At 68.2% G+C, this 17,479-nt stretch carries 19 protein-coding genes and 2 tRNA genes; 7 read left to right on the plus strand and 14 right to left on the minus strand.

Annotated elements, in window-relative coordinates; genetic code table 11:
• Positions 1–22 precede the first annotated feature (22 nt).
• Together AB0I91_RS17465 and AB0I91_RS17470 are read left to right on the plus strand one after the other, a co-directional pair.
• Entirely contained in the window at positions 23–883 is an 861-nt protein-coding gene (locus tag AB0I91_RS17465; RefSeq protein ID WP_499637486.1) for an alpha/beta hydrolase, read from the plus strand.
• A gap of 48 nt (positions 884–931) precedes the next feature.
• Positions 932–1,684 (plus strand): methyltransferase domain-containing protein, encoded by a 753-nt coding sequence (locus AB0I91_RS17470; RefSeq protein ID WP_499610867.1) that lies wholly within the window; start codon positions 932–934, stop codon positions 1,682–1,684.
• Here the strand turns inward: AB0I91_RS17470 and AB0I91_RS17475 are convergent.
• The 5 genes from AB0I91_RS17475 to tig form a co-directional block, all read right to left on the minus strand.
• A complete protein-coding gene (locus AB0I91_RS17475; RefSeq protein ID WP_499610864.1) occupies positions 1,671–2,264 on the minus strand; it encodes an RBBP9/YdeN family alpha/beta hydrolase in 594 nt (197 codons plus the stop codon). The genes AB0I91_RS17470 and AB0I91_RS17475 overlap by 14 nt on opposite strands.
• Before the next feature lies 1 nt (position 2,265).
• Entirely contained in the window at positions 2,266–3,546 is a 1,281-nt protein-coding gene (clpX, locus tag AB0I91_RS17480) for an ATP-dependent Clp protease ATP-binding subunit ClpX (RefSeq protein ID WP_106615123.1), read from the minus strand.
• A gap of 207 nt (positions 3,547–3,753) precedes the next feature.
• Positions 3,754–4,380 (minus strand): ATP-dependent Clp protease proteolytic subunit, encoded by a 627-nt coding sequence (locus AB0I91_RS17485; RefSeq protein WP_498778292.1) that lies wholly within the window; start codon positions 4,378–4,380, stop codon positions 3,754–3,756.
• 28 nt (positions 4,381–4,408) lie between these two features.
• Positions 4,409–5,017 carry an ATP-dependent Clp protease proteolytic subunit gene (locus AB0I91_RS17490; RefSeq protein ID WP_073889459.1) on the minus strand — a complete coding sequence of 203 codons (609 nt, stop codon included), beginning with the start codon at positions 5,015–5,017 and terminating at the stop codon, positions 4,409–4,411.
• 115 nt (positions 5,018–5,132) lie between these two features.
• Positions 5,133–6,491, minus strand: a complete 1,359-nt coding sequence (tig, locus tag AB0I91_RS17495) for a trigger factor (RefSeq protein ID WP_498778291.1) — start codon at positions 6,489–6,491, stop codon at positions 5,133–5,135.
• 1,177 nt (positions 6,492–7,668) lie between these two features.
• Here tig and AB0I91_RS17500 point away from each other — a divergent pair.
• Together AB0I91_RS17500 and AB0I91_RS17505 are read left to right on the plus strand one after the other, a co-directional pair.
• On the plus strand, positions 7,669–8,574 hold the full coding sequence (locus AB0I91_RS17500) for a LysR family transcriptional regulator (protein WP_498778287.1): 906 nt from the start codon (positions 7,669–7,671) through the stop codon (positions 8,572–8,574).
• An 89-nt stretch (positions 8,575–8,663) separates the two neighbouring features.
• Positions 8,664–8,927 (plus strand): hypothetical protein, encoded by a 264-nt coding sequence (locus AB0I91_RS17505; RefSeq protein WP_499637489.1) that lies wholly within the window; start codon positions 8,664–8,666, stop codon positions 8,925–8,927.
• Between the two features lie 28 nt (positions 8,928–8,955).
• On the opposite strand, the gene AB0I91_RS17510 is transcribed toward AB0I91_RS17505, so the two are convergent.
• A tRNA-Pro gene (locus AB0I91_RS17510) sits at positions 8,956–9,029 on the minus strand.
• A gap of 61 nt (positions 9,030–9,090) precedes the next feature.
• Between AB0I91_RS17510 and AB0I91_RS17515 the strand changes: the two genes are divergently transcribed.
• A tRNA-Gly gene (locus AB0I91_RS17515) sits at positions 9,091–9,161 on the plus strand.
• Positions 9,162–9,231: 70 nt separating this feature from the next.
• On the opposite strand, the gene AB0I91_RS17520 is transcribed toward AB0I91_RS17515, so the two are convergent.
• From AB0I91_RS17520 to AB0I91_RS17550, 7 genes are all read right to left on the minus strand, one after another.
• The gene (locus AB0I91_RS17520) at positions 9,232–10,368 is read right to left on the minus strand and encodes a tyrosine-type recombinase/integrase (RefSeq protein WP_499637491.1); all 1,137 of its coding nucleotides are present in this window, start codon (positions 10,366–10,368) and stop codon (positions 9,232–9,234) included.
• A complete protein-coding gene (locus AB0I91_RS17525) occupies positions 10,368–10,571 on the minus strand; it encodes a helix-turn-helix domain-containing protein (RefSeq protein WP_499637494.1) in 204 nt (67 codons plus the stop codon). Before AB0I91_RS17525 ends, AB0I91_RS17520 begins: the two co-directional genes overlap by 1 nt.
• The gene (locus AB0I91_RS17530) at positions 10,572–12,146 is read right to left on the minus strand and encodes a replication initiator (protein WP_499637533.1); all 1,575 of its coding nucleotides are present in this window, start codon (positions 12,144–12,146) and stop codon (positions 10,572–10,574) included. It lies immediately after the preceding gene.
• A gap of 26 nt (positions 12,147–12,172) precedes the next feature.
• Positions 12,173–13,642 (minus strand): FtsK/SpoIIIE domain-containing protein, encoded by a 1,470-nt coding sequence (locus tag AB0I91_RS17535; RefSeq protein WP_499637536.1) that lies wholly within the window; start codon positions 13,640–13,642, stop codon positions 12,173–12,175.
• Positions 13,643–13,985: 343 nt separating this feature from the next.
• On the minus strand, positions 13,986–14,561 hold the full coding sequence (locus tag AB0I91_RS17540) for an AMED_5909 family protein (protein WP_499637497.1): 576 nt from the start codon (positions 14,559–14,561) through the stop codon (positions 13,986–13,988).
• Positions 14,558–14,764 carry a hypothetical protein gene (locus AB0I91_RS17545; protein WP_233812493.1) on the minus strand — a complete coding sequence of 69 codons (207 nt, stop codon included), beginning with the start codon at positions 14,762–14,764 and terminating at the stop codon, positions 14,558–14,560. Before AB0I91_RS17545 ends, AB0I91_RS17540 begins: the two co-directional genes overlap by 4 nt.
• Positions 14,765–14,768: 4 nt before the next feature.
• The gene (locus tag AB0I91_RS17550; RefSeq protein WP_499637500.1) at positions 14,769–15,152 is read right to left on the minus strand and encodes a plasmid replication, integration and excision activator; all 384 of its coding nucleotides are present in this window, start codon (positions 15,150–15,152) and stop codon (positions 14,769–14,771) included.
• 229 nt (positions 15,153–15,381) lie between these two features.
• Between AB0I91_RS17550 and AB0I91_RS17555 the strand changes: the two genes are divergently transcribed.
• Positions 15,382–16,125, plus strand: a complete 744-nt coding sequence (locus AB0I91_RS17555) for a DUF5919 domain-containing protein (protein ID WP_499637503.1) — start codon at positions 15,382–15,384, stop codon at positions 16,123–16,125.
• A 12-nt stretch (positions 16,126–16,137) separates the two neighbouring features.
• Entirely contained in the window at positions 16,138–16,608 is a 471-nt protein-coding gene (locus AB0I91_RS17560) for an NUDIX hydrolase (protein ID WP_499610838.1), read from the plus strand.
• On the opposite strand, the gene AB0I91_RS17565 is transcribed toward AB0I91_RS17560, so the two are convergent.
• Positions 16,601–17,161 carry an HD domain-containing protein gene (locus AB0I91_RS17565; protein ID WP_499637505.1) on the minus strand — a complete coding sequence of 187 codons (561 nt, stop codon included), beginning with the start codon at positions 17,159–17,161 and terminating at the stop codon, positions 16,601–16,603. The two genes, AB0I91_RS17560 and AB0I91_RS17565, sit on opposite strands and share 8 nt — an antisense overlap.
• Between the last annotated feature and the right edge of the window lie 318 nt (positions 17,162–17,479).

Genomic DNA, 17,479 nt, shown 5'->3' on the forward strand with positions numbered 1-17,479 from the left:
GGATCCGGCGTGGGGGAGACACATGGTCAGCAGGCGAACAGCGCTCGCCGCACTGGGCGGCACCGCCCTGGCGGCGGTCGGGGTCACGGCCGCCTGGCACGGCAACGCACCGCTGGGCGAGGCACTGCGCCACGCACTGGGCGTGGCGGGCCCCGTGCCGGCGGTTAAACGCGCCGTGATCACGGTCGACCGCGTCTACTCGCACTACCGGGGCCGCGACGTCGACCTGCTCACCATGACGCCGGCGGGCGTGCCCACGAAGAACCTGCCCATGTCGATCCTCCTGCACGGCCGCCACGGCGCCGCCCGCACGGCGTCACCGGGCGGCATGTCGGAAGTCCTGGTGGCGGCCGTCAGCCGGGGCCAGGTGCCCCCGTTCGGCTTCGTGGCGGTGGACGGCGGCGACCACTACTGGCACGAGAACGTCCCCGGCGACGACCCGATGGCCATGCTGCTCGAAGAAGTGCCCCGCTGGCTGGCCGAACGGGGCTACGGCGCACCGTTCGCGTGCACCGGCGTGTCGATGGGCGGCTTCGGCGCGCTCCTCTACGGCCGCAGGCGCCACGAACGCCGTGACCCGGCCAAGGCCATCGCCGTCATCGCACCGGCCCTGCTCACCGACTGGACCGAGATGTCCAAGCGCAACGCCTTCAGCGGCCCCGACCAGTGGGCCTCCCTGGACCCGCTGAAGAACCTCGACAAGCTCGGCACCGCGCCGATCGGCGTCTGGGCGGGCGACCGGGACAACTTCATCACCGGCACGCGCCAGTTCATCGCCAACGCCAAGCCGTCCGTCGCCTCCATCACCCCCGGCGGCCACAACGACGCCCTCTACCGCAAGGTCGTGCCCGACGTGATCCGCTTCCTGGGCAAGCGCATCTGATCACCGGACCCCCACAGGACCTCCACACGACCGTGGTTGCCTGGGTCCATGGCGACGCAGAACCCCACCCCGGACCCGATCACGTACCTGGACCGCGCCGCGGTCGCGGGCCGCGCCTACAAGCAGCGGCTCCTGGACGCCCTGGACCTCCGCCCGGAGCACACCGCGCTCGACATCGGCTGCGGCCCCGGCACCGACCTGCCCGCCATGGCCGAACGCGCGGGCGAGGTCATCGGCGTCGACCTCGACCCCGCCATGGTCGACGAGGCGAGACGGCGCACCACCCACCTGCCGGTGGACGTGCGCCAAGGGGACGTCCACGCCCTGCCCCTGGACGACCGCAGCGTCGACCGCGCCCGGATCGACCGGGTCCTGCACCTGGTCGCCGACCCGGCCGCCGCCCTCTCCGAGCTCCGCCGGGTCCTGCGCCCCGGCGGACGTGCCGCTCTGGCGCAACCCGACTGGGAGACCCTCGCCGTCGACCCGGGCGCGGTGGCCACGAACCTCGCGTTCAACCGCTTCGTGTGCGACCGGGTCGTGCGCAACCCCGTCATCGGCAGGCAGCTGGCGCGGCTCGCGGGCGACGTCGGCCTGACCGTCACCTCGGTCGAGGCCGACGTCCAACTCCTGCACGACTTCGCCGCGGCCGACGAGCTGCTGGGCCTGACCCGCAACGCGCAGCGGGCCGTCGAGGCCGGCCGCATCACCCGACCGGCCGCCGACGCCTGGCTGGCCGACCTCGCCACCGGCCCGTTCCTGGCCGCGTTCACCCTCTTCCGGGTGACGGTCAGCGCGGCGTGAGCGGGGTGCGCCCACTGCGCACCCACTTCAGCACCGCACCCCACGAGCCGTACCCGGCGGCGACGTTGAGGTGCCCGCCACCCACGATCACGTCCAGGTCGACCCGCATCGCCTCGGCCAGCTCCTTGGCCTGCGTGACCGTGCAGTAGGCGTCGCCCTCGCCCACCACCAGCCTGGTCGACACCGCCGCCCGCCGCACCACCGTCGGGTCGAGCACGGGGTGCAGGAACCCGGAGATCAACGGCTCGTCGGCGAAGTCCGGGGCGGGCGGCGCGACCAGCAGCACCCGGTCGACCCGCAGCGCCTCGTCGAACTCGCCGGCCGCGTGGTGCAGCCACAGCAGCACCGCCAACGAGTGCGCGACGACCACCCGTTCGACGGACCCGGCCGCGGGCATCGCGGCGAGGTGCGACCGCAGCTCGTCCAGCCACACCGACAGCTCCGGCTCGTCGGGCGAGCTGAACCGCGGCAGGTCCACGGACCCACCGTGGTGGGCCAGTTCACCTGCCAGCCAGTTCTGCCAGTGCTCCGGCCCGGAACCACCCAGGCCGTGCAGGATCAGCGTGTGCGGGAGGGACAACTCACGCCGACTTCTCGCGACGCTCCCGGCGGGAAGGCTGCCGGGCCACGATCGTCGGGTTGACGTTCTCCTTCACGGTCTGCTCGGTGATGACGACCTTGGCGACGTCCGTGCGGCTCGGGATGTCGTACATCACCGGCAGCAGGACTTCCTCCATGATCGCCCGCAGGCCGCGCGCGCCCGTGCCGCGCAGGATCGCCTGGTCCGCGACCGCCTCCATCGCCGTCCGGGTGAACTCCAGTTCGACCCCGTCCATCTCGAACAGCTTCTGGTACTGCTTGACCAGCGCGTTCTTCGGCTCGGTGAGGATGCGGACGAGCGATTCCTTGTCCAGGTTCGTGACGCTCGCGACCATCGGCAACCGGCCGATGAACTCGGGGATCAGGCCGAACTTGATCAGGTCCTCGGGCATCGAGTCGGCGTAGTAGTCCGCCGCGTCGACCTCGGCCTTGGTCCGCACCTCGGCGCCGAAGCCGAGACCGCGCTTGCCGACCCGGTCCTGGATGATCTTGTCGAGGCCCGCGAACGCGCCCGCCACGATGAACAGCACGTTCGTCGTGTCGATCTGGATGAACTCCTGGTGGGGGTGCTTGCGACCACCCTGCGGCGGCACCGAGGCCGTCGTCCCCTCCAGTATTTTCAGCAGCGCCTGCTGCACACCTTCACCCGACACGTCGCGCGTGATCGACGGATTTTCACTCTTTCGAGCGATCTTGTCGACCTCGTCGATGTAGATGATGCCGGTCTCGGCGCGCTTGACGTCGTAGTCCGCCGCCTGGATGAGCTTGAGGAGGATGTTCTCCACGTCCTCGCCCACGTAGCCCGCCTCGGTCAACGCCGTGGCGTCCGCGATGGCGAACGGCACGTTCAGCATCTTCGCGAGCGTCTGGGCCAGGTAGGTCTTGCCGCACCCCGTGGGACCGAGCATGAGGATGTTCGACTTGGCGAGCTCCACGCCGTCGTCGCGGCCCTCACGCCCGCGGTCACCCGCCTGGATGCGCTTGTAGTGGTTGTAGACCGCCACCGAGAGCGTGCGCTTGGCCTCGTTCTGGCCGATCACGTACTGGTCGAGGAACTCGTGGATCTCGGCGGGCTTGGGCAGCTCGTCGAGCTTGACGTCACCGGCCTCCGCGAGTTCTTCCTCGATGATCTCGTTGCAGAGGTCGATGCACTCATCGCAGATGTAGACACCCGGTCCGGCGATGAGTTTTTTCACCTGCTTCTGGCTCTTGCCGCAGAAAGAGCACTTCAGCAGGTCGCCGCCGTCACCGATACGTGCCATGACCGCTGACCTCTGTCCCCTCCGGCGCACGACCTGGTGAGGTGCGCCTGACTGCTGATGTGGCGAGTGCCCGCTGGATGCGGGGTCCGCCCGTTCCCCTCGACGGTACCTGTCCTACCCGCCTGTGCGGGAGGACCAGCGTGCCCCCGACACGCCTCGCTGAGCAGGACCCCTGGTCAGCTCGGCGTGTCGGGCGCCACGCCGGGGCTACTTCGCCGAGAGCTTCCGGTAGGGCAGGACGCTGTCGATGAGGCCGTAGTCCTTGGCCTCGTCGGCGGTGAGGATCTTGTCGCGCTCGATGTCCAGGCGCACCTGCTCCGGGGTCCGGGTGGTGTGCCGGGCGAGCGTGGTCTCCAGCAACCGGCGGACCCGCTGGATCTCGTTGGACTGGATCTCCAGGTCGGAGACCTGCCCGTAGACGCCCTCGGTGGCCGGCTGGTGGATCAGGATCCGGGCGTTCGGCAGCGCGTGCCGCTTGCCCGGGGTGCCCGCCGCGAGCAGCACCGCCGCCGCCGAGGCCGCCTGGCCCAGGCAGTAGGTCTGGATGTCCGGGCGGACGAACTGCATGGTGTCGTAGATGGCCATCAGCGAGGTGAACGAGCCACCGGGCGAGTTGATGTACATCAGGATGTCGCGGTCGGGGTCCTCCGACTCCAGCACGAGCAGCTGGGCCATCACATCGTTGGCCGACGCGTCGTCCACCTGCACGCCGAGGAAGATGATGCGCTCCTCGAACAGCTTGTTGTACGGGTTGGACTCCTTGATGCCGTAGCTGGTGCGCTCGACGAACGACGGGAGCACGTACCGGGACTGCGGCGCGTGGAACTGGCTCACTTCAGGTCTCCTGGTGCTCTGCTCGCGGTCAGTTGGTCGACGCCTGGCTGGCGCGGGTGATCACCTTGTCCACGAAGCCGTACTCCAGGGCTTCCTGGGCGTTGAACCACCGGTCGCGGTCCGAGTCGGCGATGATGCGCTCGACCGGCTGGCCGGTGTGCTGCGCGATCAGCTCGGCCATCTCGTGCTTGGTCCGGGTCAGCATGTCCGCCTGGATCGCGATGTCGGCCGCCGTGCCGCCGACGCCCGCCGAGGGCTGGTGCATGAGGATGCGGGCGTGCGGGAGCGCGTGCCGCTTGCCGGGCGTGCCCGCGGAGAGCAGGAACTGCCCCATCGACGCGGCCAGGCCCATCGCGTAGGTCGCCACGTCCGGCTCGATCAGCTGCATCGTGTCGAAGATCGCCATGCCCGCGGTCACCGAGCCACCGGGCGAGTTGATGTAGAAGGTGATGTCCTTCTCCGGGTCCTCGGCGGCGAGCAGGAGGAGCTGCGCCACGATCTGGTTGGCGATGTTCTCCTCGACCTGCGTCCCCAGGACGATGATCCGCTCGCGGAGCAGACGCTCGTAGACCGAGTCGTTGAGGTTCATCCCCGAGGCCGCTCGCATCATGGGCTCCGAGAAAGAGTGCTGCGTCACGTCTGCCTGCCTATCTTTGCGACTGACTAACTGTGCCGAAAGAGTCTCGTAGCAACGACCTTAACGAAGGCGGGCGGCGTCGACGTCCCGACACCGCCCGCGTTCGCTCAGGGCTTCACTCCGCGTTGGCGGGTTCCGGCTCCTCAGTGGACCTGGTCTCGCCGAACAGCTCGTCCAGGTCGAGGGCGTTGCCGGCGGAGTCCGTCACGGTGGCCTGGCGCACGACCGAGGCCAGCGCCTTGCCGCGGCGCACGTCGGCGAAGATCGCGCCGAGCTGGCCGGACTGCTGGGCCCGCTTGACGTACTCGTCCGGGCTGATGCCGAAGCGCTGCGCCTGGTAGATGATCCGCTCGGTCAGCTCGGCGTCGGTGACGTTGAGCTGCTCGGCGTCGGCGATGGCGTCCAGCACGAGCTGGGTCTTGACCGCCTGCTCGGAGGCCTCGCGCACCTCGGTGTCGAACTGCTCCTTGGTCTGGCCCTGCTCGGCCAGCCACTCGGCGAAGCGCGCCTCGTCGTGGTCGAGGGCGTGGATGGCGTCGTGCGCCCGCGCCTCGACCTCGCCCTGGACGACGGCCTCGGGCAGCGGCACCTCGACGCTGGCCAGCAGCGCCTCCAGCACCTTGTCCCGGGCCTGGACGCCCTGCTGCATCTTCTTCACGCGGCCCAGGCGGGTGCGCAGGTCGGCCTTCAGCTCGTCGAGCGTGTCGAACTCGCTGGCCAGCTGGGCGAACTCGTCGTCCAGCTCGGGGAGCTGGCGCTCCTTGACCGAGTTCAGCACCACGGTGACCTCGGCGTCGCGGCCGGCGTGGTCACCGGCGACCAGCGTCGTGGTGAAGTTCTTGGACTCGCCCTCGGAGGCGCCGACCAGGGCGTCGTCGATGCCCTCGACGAGCTGGCCGGAGCCGATCTCGTAGGACAGGCCGGTGGTCTTGGCCTCCTCGACCTCCTCGCCGTCCACGGTCGCCGACAGGTCGACCACGACGAAGTCGCCGGTCTGCGCCGGGCGCTTGACGCCGGTGAGGGTGGCGAAGCGGGCGCGCAGCTCGTCGAGCTGGGTGTCCACGTCCTCGTCGGTGACCTCCTGGTCGTCGACGCTGACGCTCAGCTCGCCGAAGGCGGGGACGGTGATCTCGGGGCGGACGTCGACCTCGGCGGTGAACGCCAGGGACTCGCCGTCCTCGATCTTGGTCACCTCGAAGTCGGGGCGGCCGAGGGTGCGCAGCTCACCGGAGGTGACGGCCTCCAGGTACTTGGCCGGGATCGCCTCCTGGACGACCTCGTCCAGCACGGGCGCGCGGCCGATGCGGCTCTCCAGCACGCGGGCGGGGGCCTTGCCGGGGCGGAAGCCGGGGATGCGGACCTGCTTGGCCAGCTTGCGGTACGCGCGGTCGAAGTCCGACTTGAGCTCGTCGAACGGCACCTCGACGTTGATCCGGACCCGCGTCGGGCTCAGGTGCTCGACGGTGCTCTTCAACGTGGTCTCCTCGTAACGGGCATGACGTGCGGAACACCCCGTGAACGCGTCTGGGCGCGACGGGATTCCGCCTGAGTCTAGGTGGTCGGCCGGCGCGGCGGCGCTAGCACCCCGGGTCGAGGGGCCGCAACCGGCCGCGCGGGGGCCTCGTGACCATTGTCGCGGCAATACCCGCTCGCCGGGAATCCCTTTGCGGCATGCCGCAGGAATTCGCGGCACCGGTGGAATTTCGCCCGTTCGGGCCACGCGACCGTGCCGTCTCGCGGGCGCGCCCGACGTCCGGCGGGACGGCCTCGCGGCGGGCCGGCACGGCGCGGCGGAAATCACAACAGTGGTTCCTAACCCGGCCCCGGCGCATCCGGGCCGCCGCCGCGCCACCGCCGTGCCGCCCGACCCGCGCCCGGCGCGCCGACATCCCCCGACCGGACCCGCGAGACCGCAATTTCGCGGTCTCGCCAGAGGCGGATCGGGGGTACCTATGCGGCTCAACGGCTGATCGACAGGGTCATTCGTTAGGCCATTCGAGTGGCACTGGGAGCCGCGACCACGGCGGAGCGCGTCATCACCGAGCGGGGCCACCGCGGAGTCGTGTAACACGTATGCCGTAGAGCCGACTAACAGTCGGCGACCGCCAGCGAGGGGAGGTTCGCCAGAAAGAGTGAATTGAGGCCGTTTGGAGTAGTGCTCGACAGAAAACTTTCACTTGTCGAGATGACTCCAACCGCCGTAGTCCATTAGTGTGGGTTTCAGGTAGCGTGACGCCCGGATCCGCATGTTGGACCAGCAATAATTCACGTTGCCGGACGTTCTGGGGGGTCAGCAGCGGACGCAACCGGCAACCGGGACCGACAGGAACGAGCGAGACAATGTCATCGAGCTCTTTAACCACCTACCAGACAAGGTGCCGATGACCCGATGAGATCCATTCCGCCGCTGCCGAACACTATCCCAGGACCACTACTGGGCGCCGGCTGCGACTTCGGGGTCCGACGGGCCCCGGGCGCACCTGCCGGCCACCGCGTCCCACCCCTCGCGGTAGCGCGGCGATGTTGATCGACCTCAGGCCACGCGCACGCAGAAGCGCAGCCAGGTCAACTGCCGCCACGCACAAGAGATCACGATGCCGTCCCGCACAGGCCTCATCGTGGACCACTTACACGCACCGTTGGGGAGCTCCATGGAGACGCGTCAGCTTTTGGCGTTCACAACTGTGGTTCAAACGGGCAGTTTCACCAAGGCAGCCGCCACGCTGAATTGCTCGCAACCCACTATAACCACTCGGATCAAGGCACTCGAAGAGACCCTCGGCGTGCCGTTGTTCCGACGACTTCCGCGCGGCATCCAGATGACCTCTGCCGGTGTCGAGCTTTTACCTTTCGCGCGGAACATCATCACCCTGACCGACAAGGCCAGGAAAGCGATCACGATGAACGGCGAGCCGCACGGCAAGCTGGTCATCGGCAGCGCACAGAGTCTGACCGACTACCGTCTGCTACCACTGATCGAGTACATGTGCTGGCGCTACCCGAGCGTCCAGATCTCACTCCACTCGCGCAACACCCAGGCCAACCTGACCTCGGTGCGTGAGGGGCGGCTGGACTGCACCTTCTTCATCGGCTCCGTGGAGCCCCGCGAGGGGCTGGAGACGACGGTGCTGTGCCCGGAGCCGTTGGTCATGGTCGCCGGTCCGACCCACGCCCTGACCAGGCGTTCGGTGATCACCGAGGACGAGCTGCGTGGGAGCACGCTCATCCGGGCCGAGAACGGCGCCAGTTACTACGAGCAGTTCGAGCAGGCCCTGGGCCTGCAGGAAGCCGAGTCGAAGTCGCCGGTGCTGGCGCTCGACTCGATCGACGCCGCCAAGCGGGCGGTCGCCTCGGGTCTGGGGATCTCGCTTGTCCCCGAGGTGACGGTCGCCGCCGAGCTTGACGACGGCAGGCTCCGCCGCCTGCCCTGGGTCCCGCCGTTCCGGGTCTACACCCAGTTCGCGTGGCGCCAGGACAACTCCACCAACCCGTCGGTGACGGCGCTGGTGTCGGCGGCGGCGCAGGTGGTCAGCGAGCAGGTGGCGACTCCGGCATGACACTGGGGAGCCGTTCTTGAGCACCCGGGCGCGGGTGTGCTCAAGAACGGCCCGCGTTTCGCGGGGCGGGTGCCGGGTAGCACGAAGACATGACCGTCAAGGCGAGTGACCTGCGTGAGCTGCTGACGTCCGACCTGCCGGACCCGAACCTCGTCCTGATCGAGGGCAGGCTCGAGGTGATCCCGGTGGACGACCTGGACGCGGACCGCTTCCGCGGCGCCATGCTCCTGCTCTCGAGAGCCGAGCTCCTGGGGCGGGGCGTCGACGAGACCTCGTCGGACGACGACCTGGAACGCCAAGCGGCCACGATCTCCACCGCCGTCAACGAGCTGGGCGGCCGAGAAGAGCCCTGACCAACCACGAGGCCGGCCAGGGCGACCGTCGGGGCGACAGGATTTGAACCTGCGACCCCCCGCTCCCAAAGCGGGTGCGCTACCAAGCTGCGCCACGCCCCGGTCCACCCAAGCCTATCGCGACCGGCTAAGCTGACCACGCGCCCACCCCGGTAGGCGCGATGCGGGTGTAGCTCAATGGTAGAGCCCCAGCCTTCCAAGCTGGTCATGCGGGTTCGATTCCCGTCACCCGCTCTCGACATTCCCTTGCAGGTCAACAGCGGTGCCACCCATCCCAGGGCAGCACCGCTGTCGCGTCTCTTGATCACGTCGTGCGATTGGCGTGCGATTGACTCGCCTTCACCCGCTCGCTGAGCTTGTCCGCGATCTCACGGTCACGCTCGCTGGTCGCGTGCTGGTAGATCAGCGCCGCCCGCATGCTCCCGTGCCCCATGCGGTGCATCAGCTCCCGCGTGCTGGCTCCCGCTGCCGCTGCCAGGTTGTTGCCCGTGTGGCGCAGGTCGTGGAAGTGGAAGCCCTTCGGGAGTCCGACCTTGGCCACGGTCTTGATCCACTTCACGGACCGGTGCCAGTTGCCCCGCTTGAGGGCCGCACCCTTCTCCCCCGTGAAGATCAGCTCCTCCGGACCGGCCTTGACGAACGCCATCAGGTGACGTCGAAAGTCGTCCACGAGGATCTCGGGCATGGCGACCGTCCGGAAGCCTGCCGCTGACTTCGGTGGGCCTTCCACGAGCTTCCCCGAGTTGAGCTGAGCCAGCCTCCGAGGCACCCGGACGGTCGGCGCGTCCAGGTCGACGTCACACCTTCGGAGGGCGATCAACTCACCCCACCGCAGGCCGGTGAAGGCAGCAGCGAGGATCAGCACCCGGAAGCGTGGCGGCACGGTCTCCGACAGGGTGAACACCTGCTCCACGGACGCCACCGGCCGTTCGGGAGCCTTCTCCTGGTCTGCTCCCTTGATGCGGCACGGGTTCCGTTTGATCCGGTTGTCGTCCAGAGCGGTGTTCATGATCGCCCGCAGCAGCCGGTACGCCTTGGCGGTCGTGGTGTCCGAACGGCCGTTGTCGAGCAGGTGCCGCCGCCAAGTGCGCACGGTCTCCGTGGTGATCGAGTTGAGCAGCTTCTCGCCGAGGAACGGCACGACGTGAAGCCGGAACTGCCGCTCGTACTCCTCACGAGTGCGCACGCCGAGCTGCCGTTCCTTGATCCACCGCTCCCCGTACTCCTTGAGCGCGACCTTGCCGAGCAGCGGATCAACCCACTCGCCACGGAGGAGATCGGCCTCGACCGTGGACAACCAGGCGTTGGCATCGGTCTTGGTCGGAAACGTCTCCGGCGCGTTCCGGCGGAGGCCGTCAGGGCCGAGGTAGCTCGCCTGGTGGCGACCGGACGGCAGCTTGCGGACGTGCCCGAACTGGCGATGGTTCTTCTTGTTCGCCATCAGGCAGCCCTCCAGACCGGTTCGACCCGACCGGCGTTGATGAACTCGTCCACGTCGGTCCGCTTGAGCCGGACATGCCGCCCGAGGTGGTGGAACGCGATCCGACGCTCTGCGATGAGGCGACGGACGAAGCGGACGGTCGTGTTCATGTAGTCCGCCGCTTCCTGAACCGTGAAGTGCTCCTTCATCGTCTTCTCCCCCATTTACGCAGCTTGAGACGTTGCCGAACGGTTTGGCGGACTGGCCGAGGCGAGTAGTGCCGCCGTGTACTCGGCCTTCCATCGACGCCGCTCCGCGACCGCCCGCAGCAGCAGGTGTGGTCTTGGGGGCACGTTCGGGTCACCGGGCTGCACGTTGTTCCAGACGACCCGTTTGGGCTGGTCGTCCCCGGTGATCCCCACGTCGGCGAGCAGTTGCCGAACGAATTCCTTGCGGTCGTGCTTGTGATCGGCCAGCGACTTCCCGGACCACTTCCGCGACACCAACACCCGCCGACCAGCGACGCCGAGCGTTGAGCGCTTGTGCGCCTTGCCCTTGCACCGGCCGGGCTCCATCGACAGGCGAGCGCCCTTGGGTTGGACGCCGTAGAGCAGCCAGACCGGGCACTGCGGCGAGCAGGGCGTCACGGCCAGCTCCGCGCACAGCCGTTCGGCATGGTCCTCCTGGCGGTTGGTCTGGGCGTCGAAGCACTCACCGATGCTCTTGGTCAGGTACTTCGTCAGGTAGCCGATGTGCCGACCGGCCTCCTCAGTGCCGCCGAGGATGCCCTTGGAGTGCACCTGCACCCCGAATCGCGCCACGTGCGCCGGACGCTCCACCTGGTCCAGTGCCTCGTCCCACGTCGGCAGCGGTTCGCGGGTAGCCGGGTCTACGAACCCCTTCGCCCGCGAGTCCCACACCGGCCGGTTGTCTCCGCTGTACTTGATCTCGTCGTGGTTGGGCCACCAGATCTGGTGGTAGGTGGCCTCAGCGACCGCCCGCAGCTCCGCCCGCGAGATCGAACCCCGGATAGCCGCGTGCCAGTGCGGCGCCAGCCGCCGCTGAGGTTCGACCGTCGAGAAGTACTGCACGTCCCAGCCGACGCAGCGCCGCAGGTTCTGCACGAACCGATCGAGCAGTGCCGCGAAGTGCACCGCGTCCCGAGCCGCCCGCCGGTAGTCGTAGGTGTTCGGGTCTACCGGTGTGCCGTCCGAGCGCACCTTGCCGTAGCTGTCGAGCGTCAGCGTTAGGAACGTCGAGGGCTGGTACTTGCCCCCGAACACGCGCCCGACCGTGTGCTTCTGGACCGGCCGCCGAGGCAGGTTCGGTGCATCCTGCCGCCGCCTGGTCGACCGCTTCCGGGTGATCCGTGGACGTGCCTCCAGAGCGGGGAGTGCATCGCGGATTCCGAGCTGCCGAAGTTCGACGTCGACCCCCGCGACCTCCTCTCGGACCTCCTCCGCTCCGATCTCGTCGCCCTCCTCGACCGCCTGCCGGTACACCTTCACCAGGTCGGCCCGGTACGCGGTCAGCGCCCGCTGATCGTCACTGGGCTGGTCCGGGGTGAAGTCGGGTTCCTCGGTCAGGTGCCATCCCTCGCGGCACTGCGCCATCCGCAACCTGCGGTTCTTCTCCGCGCAGGTGGGGCACACACTCGCCACGGTTGAGCCGCACGCCACGGGCACGATCTCAACCCGTCCGGTGTCCAGGTCGATCCGTTCCTTGGCCAGCGGCCGGACACACACCCCGTGTTCCTCAGCCACGGCCCGAGCCACGTCCAGCGCCGCCGGCTGCTTCATCCGGTCCGCACGAGTCAGGTACTCGCTCACGCCGCAACCTCCCCCGAGCCGTCCGGACGAGTCGGGAAGTCGTGCACCTTCGCATCAGCCAGGAACGTGCCCAGCTCGACCAGATCGGCGTCGGTGACGTGGAAGGCCCGAGCCCGTTCCGGCTCCCTTTGCCCGTCCTCCTTGACCCAGGCGACACCAGGCGTGTTCTCGCTGATCTCATGAGCCGCCGCGCCGCGCTGCCGCACACCGTCGCCAAGCACCATGTCGACCTGTTGCGGCTCGTCCAGACGCAGTGCCACACGGGTACTGAACAGGTGCCGGAAGGAGACGACCTCCTTGCGCGGGTCCTGGACCAGGCCCACGACCGCATAGCCAGGTGCACGCCCCTGTGAGGTGATCGTCTGGATAGCCCGCACGGCCCGTTCGCGGAGCTGCTTGTCCGGCTGGTAGGCGATCAGGTCCGCCAGCTCGTCCACGATCAGGACGGTGAATGGCTCTCCTGTCGACCGTGCCCACAGCCGCCGCACACCCCGGTACCGCGTGGCCCGATCCTTGACTTCTGCGGCAATTTCTTCAAGCAAGACAACAGCTTCCGGTCCGTTGTCGTACACGACACGGTCGAAGGCGTCCGAGCACTGCCCGAGTTCCATCCCGCCCTTCGGGTCGATCCCGACCAGCCGGACCAGGCCCGCACGGACGGCCGGGGCGAGCTGCCACACCAGCGACCAGAGCACCGAGCCCTTGCCCGCACCGGGCACGCCGACCACGAGCACCTGAGACCCGAGCAGGCGCAGCCGCCAAGGCTTGCCCGTCTCCGTCCGGCCGACCACCACCCGTTTGAGATCCACCTCGGTCGAGTCCGTCAGCGCGGGCACCGTGAGCGGACGCAGCAGCGGGTCACGGTGGACGAAGTCCAGCTCGATCACCCGAGGTCGCAGCACCCGCACCCGACACGAACGGGCACCGAACGAGTGCGCCAACCCGTCCCGCCGCAGCTCCCACGCCTCAGGCGACTGGGCAGGCACCATCCGGACCCGAACCCGATCCCGCCAGCCCTCCGACCGGACCCGGCGCAGCTTCGGCCAGTACTCGCGCCCACGGTCCCGCTTGGCCAGGTCAGCCAGCCGCATCACCGACCGCCACTTCGGCACGTACACCGTCGCCCGCCGCCACTCGGTCACCAACCGGTACCAGCCGTGCCGTAGAAACGACCCGCGATCCAGGCCAGCCCAGATCAGCAACGCCGCTACCAGCGACAACAGCGCCAGCACGAGCGGCGAGAGCCCGAACCGCCACCAGCACCAGGCCGCCGACACCGGCACCAACGTGACCACCGGATAGCGAACGACAACGAGCACCAGACGCACGGCCCCGACGACCACCAGCCACGCCAGCGCCACCAGTGCCGCGATCCACTTGGCCTTGCCGGGTACGAGCACCCACCACGGCACCCGAGGCCGGACACCCTCGAACGGAGCCGGGTCGACCCACTTTCCGCCGTTCATCGCACACGCCCCACCGGGGCGAAAATCAGCGGCAACCAACCCAGGCAGCCGCAACAAACGAGCTGGTTAGGGGCGTAGACACCGAACCGCTTGCACGCCCCACAGGGGCGACCGTTGGACAACTTCCACACTGTTGGAGCACCGCGCCGACTTGACGCGCGCACCCCACGTACCGATAGCCTCGACATGACCGGAATCCCTTGTGTGGTAACGAAAGCACGCGAAAGATCCGGTCGGTGCGTCGCCGGGAAACAGCTTCAGCCCGCCAAGACTCGAACCTGTTTCCCCGCGACCCCACCAACCAGCAATTCAGATCACTTGCCGCACGAGACCGCCCGCACGGTCAATCGCTCGTCTCGACCTCGAACAGGTCCTCGAACTCGAACGGCGCGAGCGCCTTCAACGCCCCACTGATAAACCGCGCACCGGGCCGCAGCTCACCGTTACGGGCACGCTTCACCGTCGACCGGTTGAGCCCCATCGCCTTGGCCAGCGCGTAGTCCGAGTGAAACCCCGCCAACCGCACCGCCTTGGTGAACGCGTCACCGCGCAGCCTGACCGTGTACCTCGGCTCACCCACGCCGAAGCCAACATGGACCACGGCCACCGCCGCGCCCTCGGACCCATTCGACTCGACCGCCTGCCAGCGCTTGCTGCGAACAGCCGCCGCATCGGCGAGGGCTTGGGCGATCTTCTTGCCCTTCTCCCAGTGCTGCTCCGCGAGGAAGACCGCCTCCCTCTGCCGCCCACGATCGGACTCAGCGACCCGCCGATACACCTCAGCCGCCCGGAAGTGGAAATCCCGCCAGTCCGCGCGCGTCGCCTCAATCGAGGGCATCACCTCGACCAACGCGTCATGAGCCGCCCGAAGCGTCGTCGCCGATCCCACCGCCGACCACAACTCCTCCAGAAGATTCACTCCCACTCATCCCCCTCCACACCCAGCGCAACGCCGCCCTGCTTCAACGCCGAACGCAGCCTGTTGACCGAATCCCGCTCGACCACCAGAACGGCAGGGAACGCCTTACCGAAACGAATCTCCACCCGGTCCTCAAACGCCACCGGGTATGCGCGAATCGGAAGATCATCGGTCACGTGGAGCCGCACCATTTCGCCGCCCATGGGGTCACGCAGCCTTGGCAGCGGACTTGACGACGACCGGCTTCATGCCCGAGGCCCTCAGGCTGTACCCGAGCTTCGCCCGACACCTGTGCCGCTCGCCCCCGTGGCTCCCCCGGCACGCCTTGTCGTCAATCCAGGGCGTCACCGTCAGCCCTTCGAAGACCACCGGCCGCACATCCGTCCCCGGGATCGCCTCCGGCGGCACCGGCTGGTGCGGGGCCGCGATCTTCACCGTCACCACGGCGTCCGTCTTCCGCTCCGCCGCTTGGTCGATCACCAGGACTGACCACACCAACAGTCCGGTCTCCTTGTCCGCCTCCTGCTGGACCGGCAACCCCTTCGCCCGCTCCTCGGCCGATTGGAACCTGAGCACCGGCTCGACACCCATCACCAACGCGCCACGGGGAAAGACGAAGTCGTGCGTCGCCGGGAGCCTGCTCCCACCACTGATCGCCACAGCCGATCTCCTGTCATCAGCGTCGGCTGGACCCTTGGTCCAGCACCTTGACACCAACCACTTTCGGCTGATCAGCGGGACGCAAGCACCGCATAGCGGGACTTCTAAGGACGTCCTTGCTAGCTTAAAGACGTCCCAAGTCGTTACAACGGGGGTACACATGGCCAACGAACGACTACGAGAAGCCCTGCTCCGCAACGGCCTGAACCTCGACCACATCGCCCGAGCCACCGGCGTCGACCCCAAGACCGTCGAACGCTGGATCACCAAGGGCCGCGTCCCCTACCCCCGCCACCGCCACACCATCGCCTCGATGGTCCGCGAGACCGAGAACTACCTCTGGCCGGACGCCGTAGCCGCGGACCGCAAGGCCGAGATCGCCGAGTCCGAGGTGGTCAAGGTCTACCCCCACCGCAACAACATCCCCGCGGACCTCTGGGACCGACTCCTCAACGACGCCACCAAGCACATCGAGGTGCTCTCCCTGGCCGCCCTCTTCCTGGTCGAACGCCCCACCTTCGCCAAGGAGCTGCGTCTCAAGGCCGAGCAGGGTGCCAAGATCCGTCTCCTGTTCGGCGACCCCGCAGGCCGTGAAGCAGCGCGCCGCAGCGAGGAAGAGCAGCTAGGAAAGGGCACCGTCGCCGCCCGCATCCGCAACGCCCTAGCGTTCGTCCGCCCGCTGGCCGACGTCCCCGGCATCGAGGTCCGCCTACACAAGACGACCCTCTGCAACTCCGTCTTCCGCTTCGACGACGAAATGATCGTCAACACCCACGTCTACGGCTTCCCCGGCGCCCACGCCCCCGCACTCCACCTACGCCGACTCTCCGCAGGCGACCTCTTCGAGACCTACTCCGAAAGCCTGGAGACCGTCTGGACCAGCGCGAAGCGCGCCACCTTCTGACAAGGTCGAACCATGACCCGGACCGACTACCTCAACGACCCCAACGCCCCGAAGCCCAACAGCATCCGGGTAGCCGTCAGCGCCATCGTCCAAGACTCCACCGGCCGCCTCTTGATGATCCGGCGCACCGACAACGACAAGTACGCCATCCCCGGCGGCGGCCAGGACGTAGGCGAAACCCTCGCCCAAGCGGTAGTGCGCGAGGTCGAGGAGGAGACCGGCATCCATGTAGAGGTCACCGGCCTGGTCGGCCTGTACTCCAACCCTAACCACGTCATCGCCTACGACGACGGCGAGGTCCGCCAAGAGTTCTCCATCTGCTTCCGCGCTCAACCCATCGGAGGCGAGCTGCGCACAAGCAGCGAATCCAAGGAAGTCCTCTGGGTAGAACCCGACCGCCTACCCGACCTCGACATACACCCGTCAATCCGCCTACGCATCGACCACGGCCTCAGCAACCGCGCCGAGCCCTACTTCACCTGACCTCAACCCCAGCAGCCCTCAACCGAGCCTCCGTCCGCTCCACCGCCGCCACCAACTCAGGCTCCGCCTGCCGGATGAAAACCGTCACCAGGTCTTCCAGCCCATACCGCGCCTGAATCTCCGCGATCCGCTCACGAACCCCGGTCGTGTCGCCATCCGGCCCGGTGGTCATATCCGCCCACCACAGTGCATCCCGCAGCGGCGTCTCCTCATCCACCCAACGCGCCAGCTCAGCCGAGTACCCCCTCAACTCGGCCTCTCGGTAGGCACAGGAGTGATGTGCCACAAGCGCACACAACCGCTCAGAACACCCCTGGTCTTCGAGATACCGAGCCCCATCAAGCGGATGAAACCCAGTCTCGGCAATCTCCGGCGCGTACCCCACATCGTGAAGAACAGCCGCAGCCGTCAACAGCTCGCGCTCCGCTTCCGCGATGACTCCAGCCGCCAGCCCAGCTCTCTTCGCAACACCCTGCACATGCGCCCACCGCCGAGGCAACGACGAGGCAAGCCGACCTTCGGCCACCGAGTAGGCCCGCGCGACCAGATCCACACCCACACCCTAGGCAGGCCGTTCGCACCGCAACACCGCAACAGCCCCCAACCTGCCGCGTTGCCGAATTCCGCTCTACGGGATCAAGGCGCGCCGCCTGCGGCAACGCGCGGCCAGTCCGGCCTCACGTTTTCACCGACTCCCCGCATCGCGGCACGCCGGGCTCCCGCTCCGCTCCGCCCGTCGGCCGCACGCGGAGTCGGCGCACGCGGCCGGATGACTGCACGCGGAGGTGCTGCGTTCGGACGAGAATCGCTCCCAGCGTCCAGGGTTCCGACGATCGCGCAGTCACAGACTTCACAGCGCTGGGCACGGCGA

Origin of the sequence: Actinosynnema sp. NPDC049800 (assembly GCF_040656635.1) — a bacterium.
Lineage (GTDB): Bacteria > Actinomycetota > Actinomycetes > Mycobacteriales > Pseudonocardiaceae > Actinosynnema.

Excerpts from the sequence above, each read along its gene's own strand:
- AB0I91_RS17560 (WP_499610838.1), top strand. The coding sequence starts at position 16,138 with ATGACCCGGACCGACTACCTCAACGACCCCAACGCCCCGAAGCCCAAC.
- AB0I91_RS17555 (WP_499637503.1), top strand. The coding sequence starts at position 15,382 with ATGGCCAACGAACGACTACGAGAAGCCCTGCTCCGCAACGGCCTGAAC.
- AB0I91_RS17530 (WP_499637533.1), bottom strand. The coding sequence starts at position 12,146 with ATGAAGCAGCCGGCGGCGCTGGACGTGGCTCGGGCCGTGGCTGAGGAA.
- AB0I91_RS17545 (WP_233812493.1), bottom strand. The coding sequence starts at position 14,764 with ATGGGCGGCGAAATGGTGCGGCTCCACGTGACCGATGATCTTCCGATT.
- AB0I91_RS17500 (WP_498778287.1), top strand. The coding sequence starts at position 7,669 with ATGGAGACGCGTCAGCTTTTGGCGTTCACAACTGTGGTTCAAACGGGC.
- AB0I91_RS17465 (WP_499637486.1), top strand. The coding sequence starts at position 23 with ATGGTCAGCAGGCGAACAGCGCTCGCCGCACTGGGCGGCACCGCCCTG.
- AB0I91_RS17520 (WP_499637491.1), bottom strand. The coding sequence starts at position 10,368 with ATGGCGAACAAGAAGAACCATCGCCAGTTCGGGCACGTCCGCAAGCTG.
- clpX (WP_106615123.1), bottom strand. The coding sequence starts at position 3,546 with ATGGCACGTATCGGTGACGGCGGCGACCTGCTGAAGTGCTCTTTCTGC.
- AB0I91_RS17470 (WP_499610867.1), top strand. The coding sequence starts at position 932 with ATGGCGACGCAGAACCCCACCCCGGACCCGATCACGTACCTGGACCGC.
- AB0I91_RS17505 (WP_499637489.1), top strand. The coding sequence starts at position 8,664 with ATGACCGTCAAGGCGAGTGACCTGCGTGAGCTGCTGACGTCCGACCTG.
- AB0I91_RS17550 (WP_499637500.1), bottom strand. The coding sequence starts at position 15,152 with ATGGGTGTCGAGCCGGTGCTCAGGTTCCAATCGGCCGAGGAGCGGGCG.
- AB0I91_RS17535 (WP_499637536.1), bottom strand. The coding sequence starts at position 13,642 with ATGAACGGCGGAAAGTGGGTCGACCCGGCTCCGTTCGAGGGTGTCCGG.
- AB0I91_RS17525 (WP_499637494.1), bottom strand. The coding sequence starts at position 10,571 with ATGGGGGAGAAGACGATGAAGGAGCACTTCACGGTTCAGGAAGCGGCG.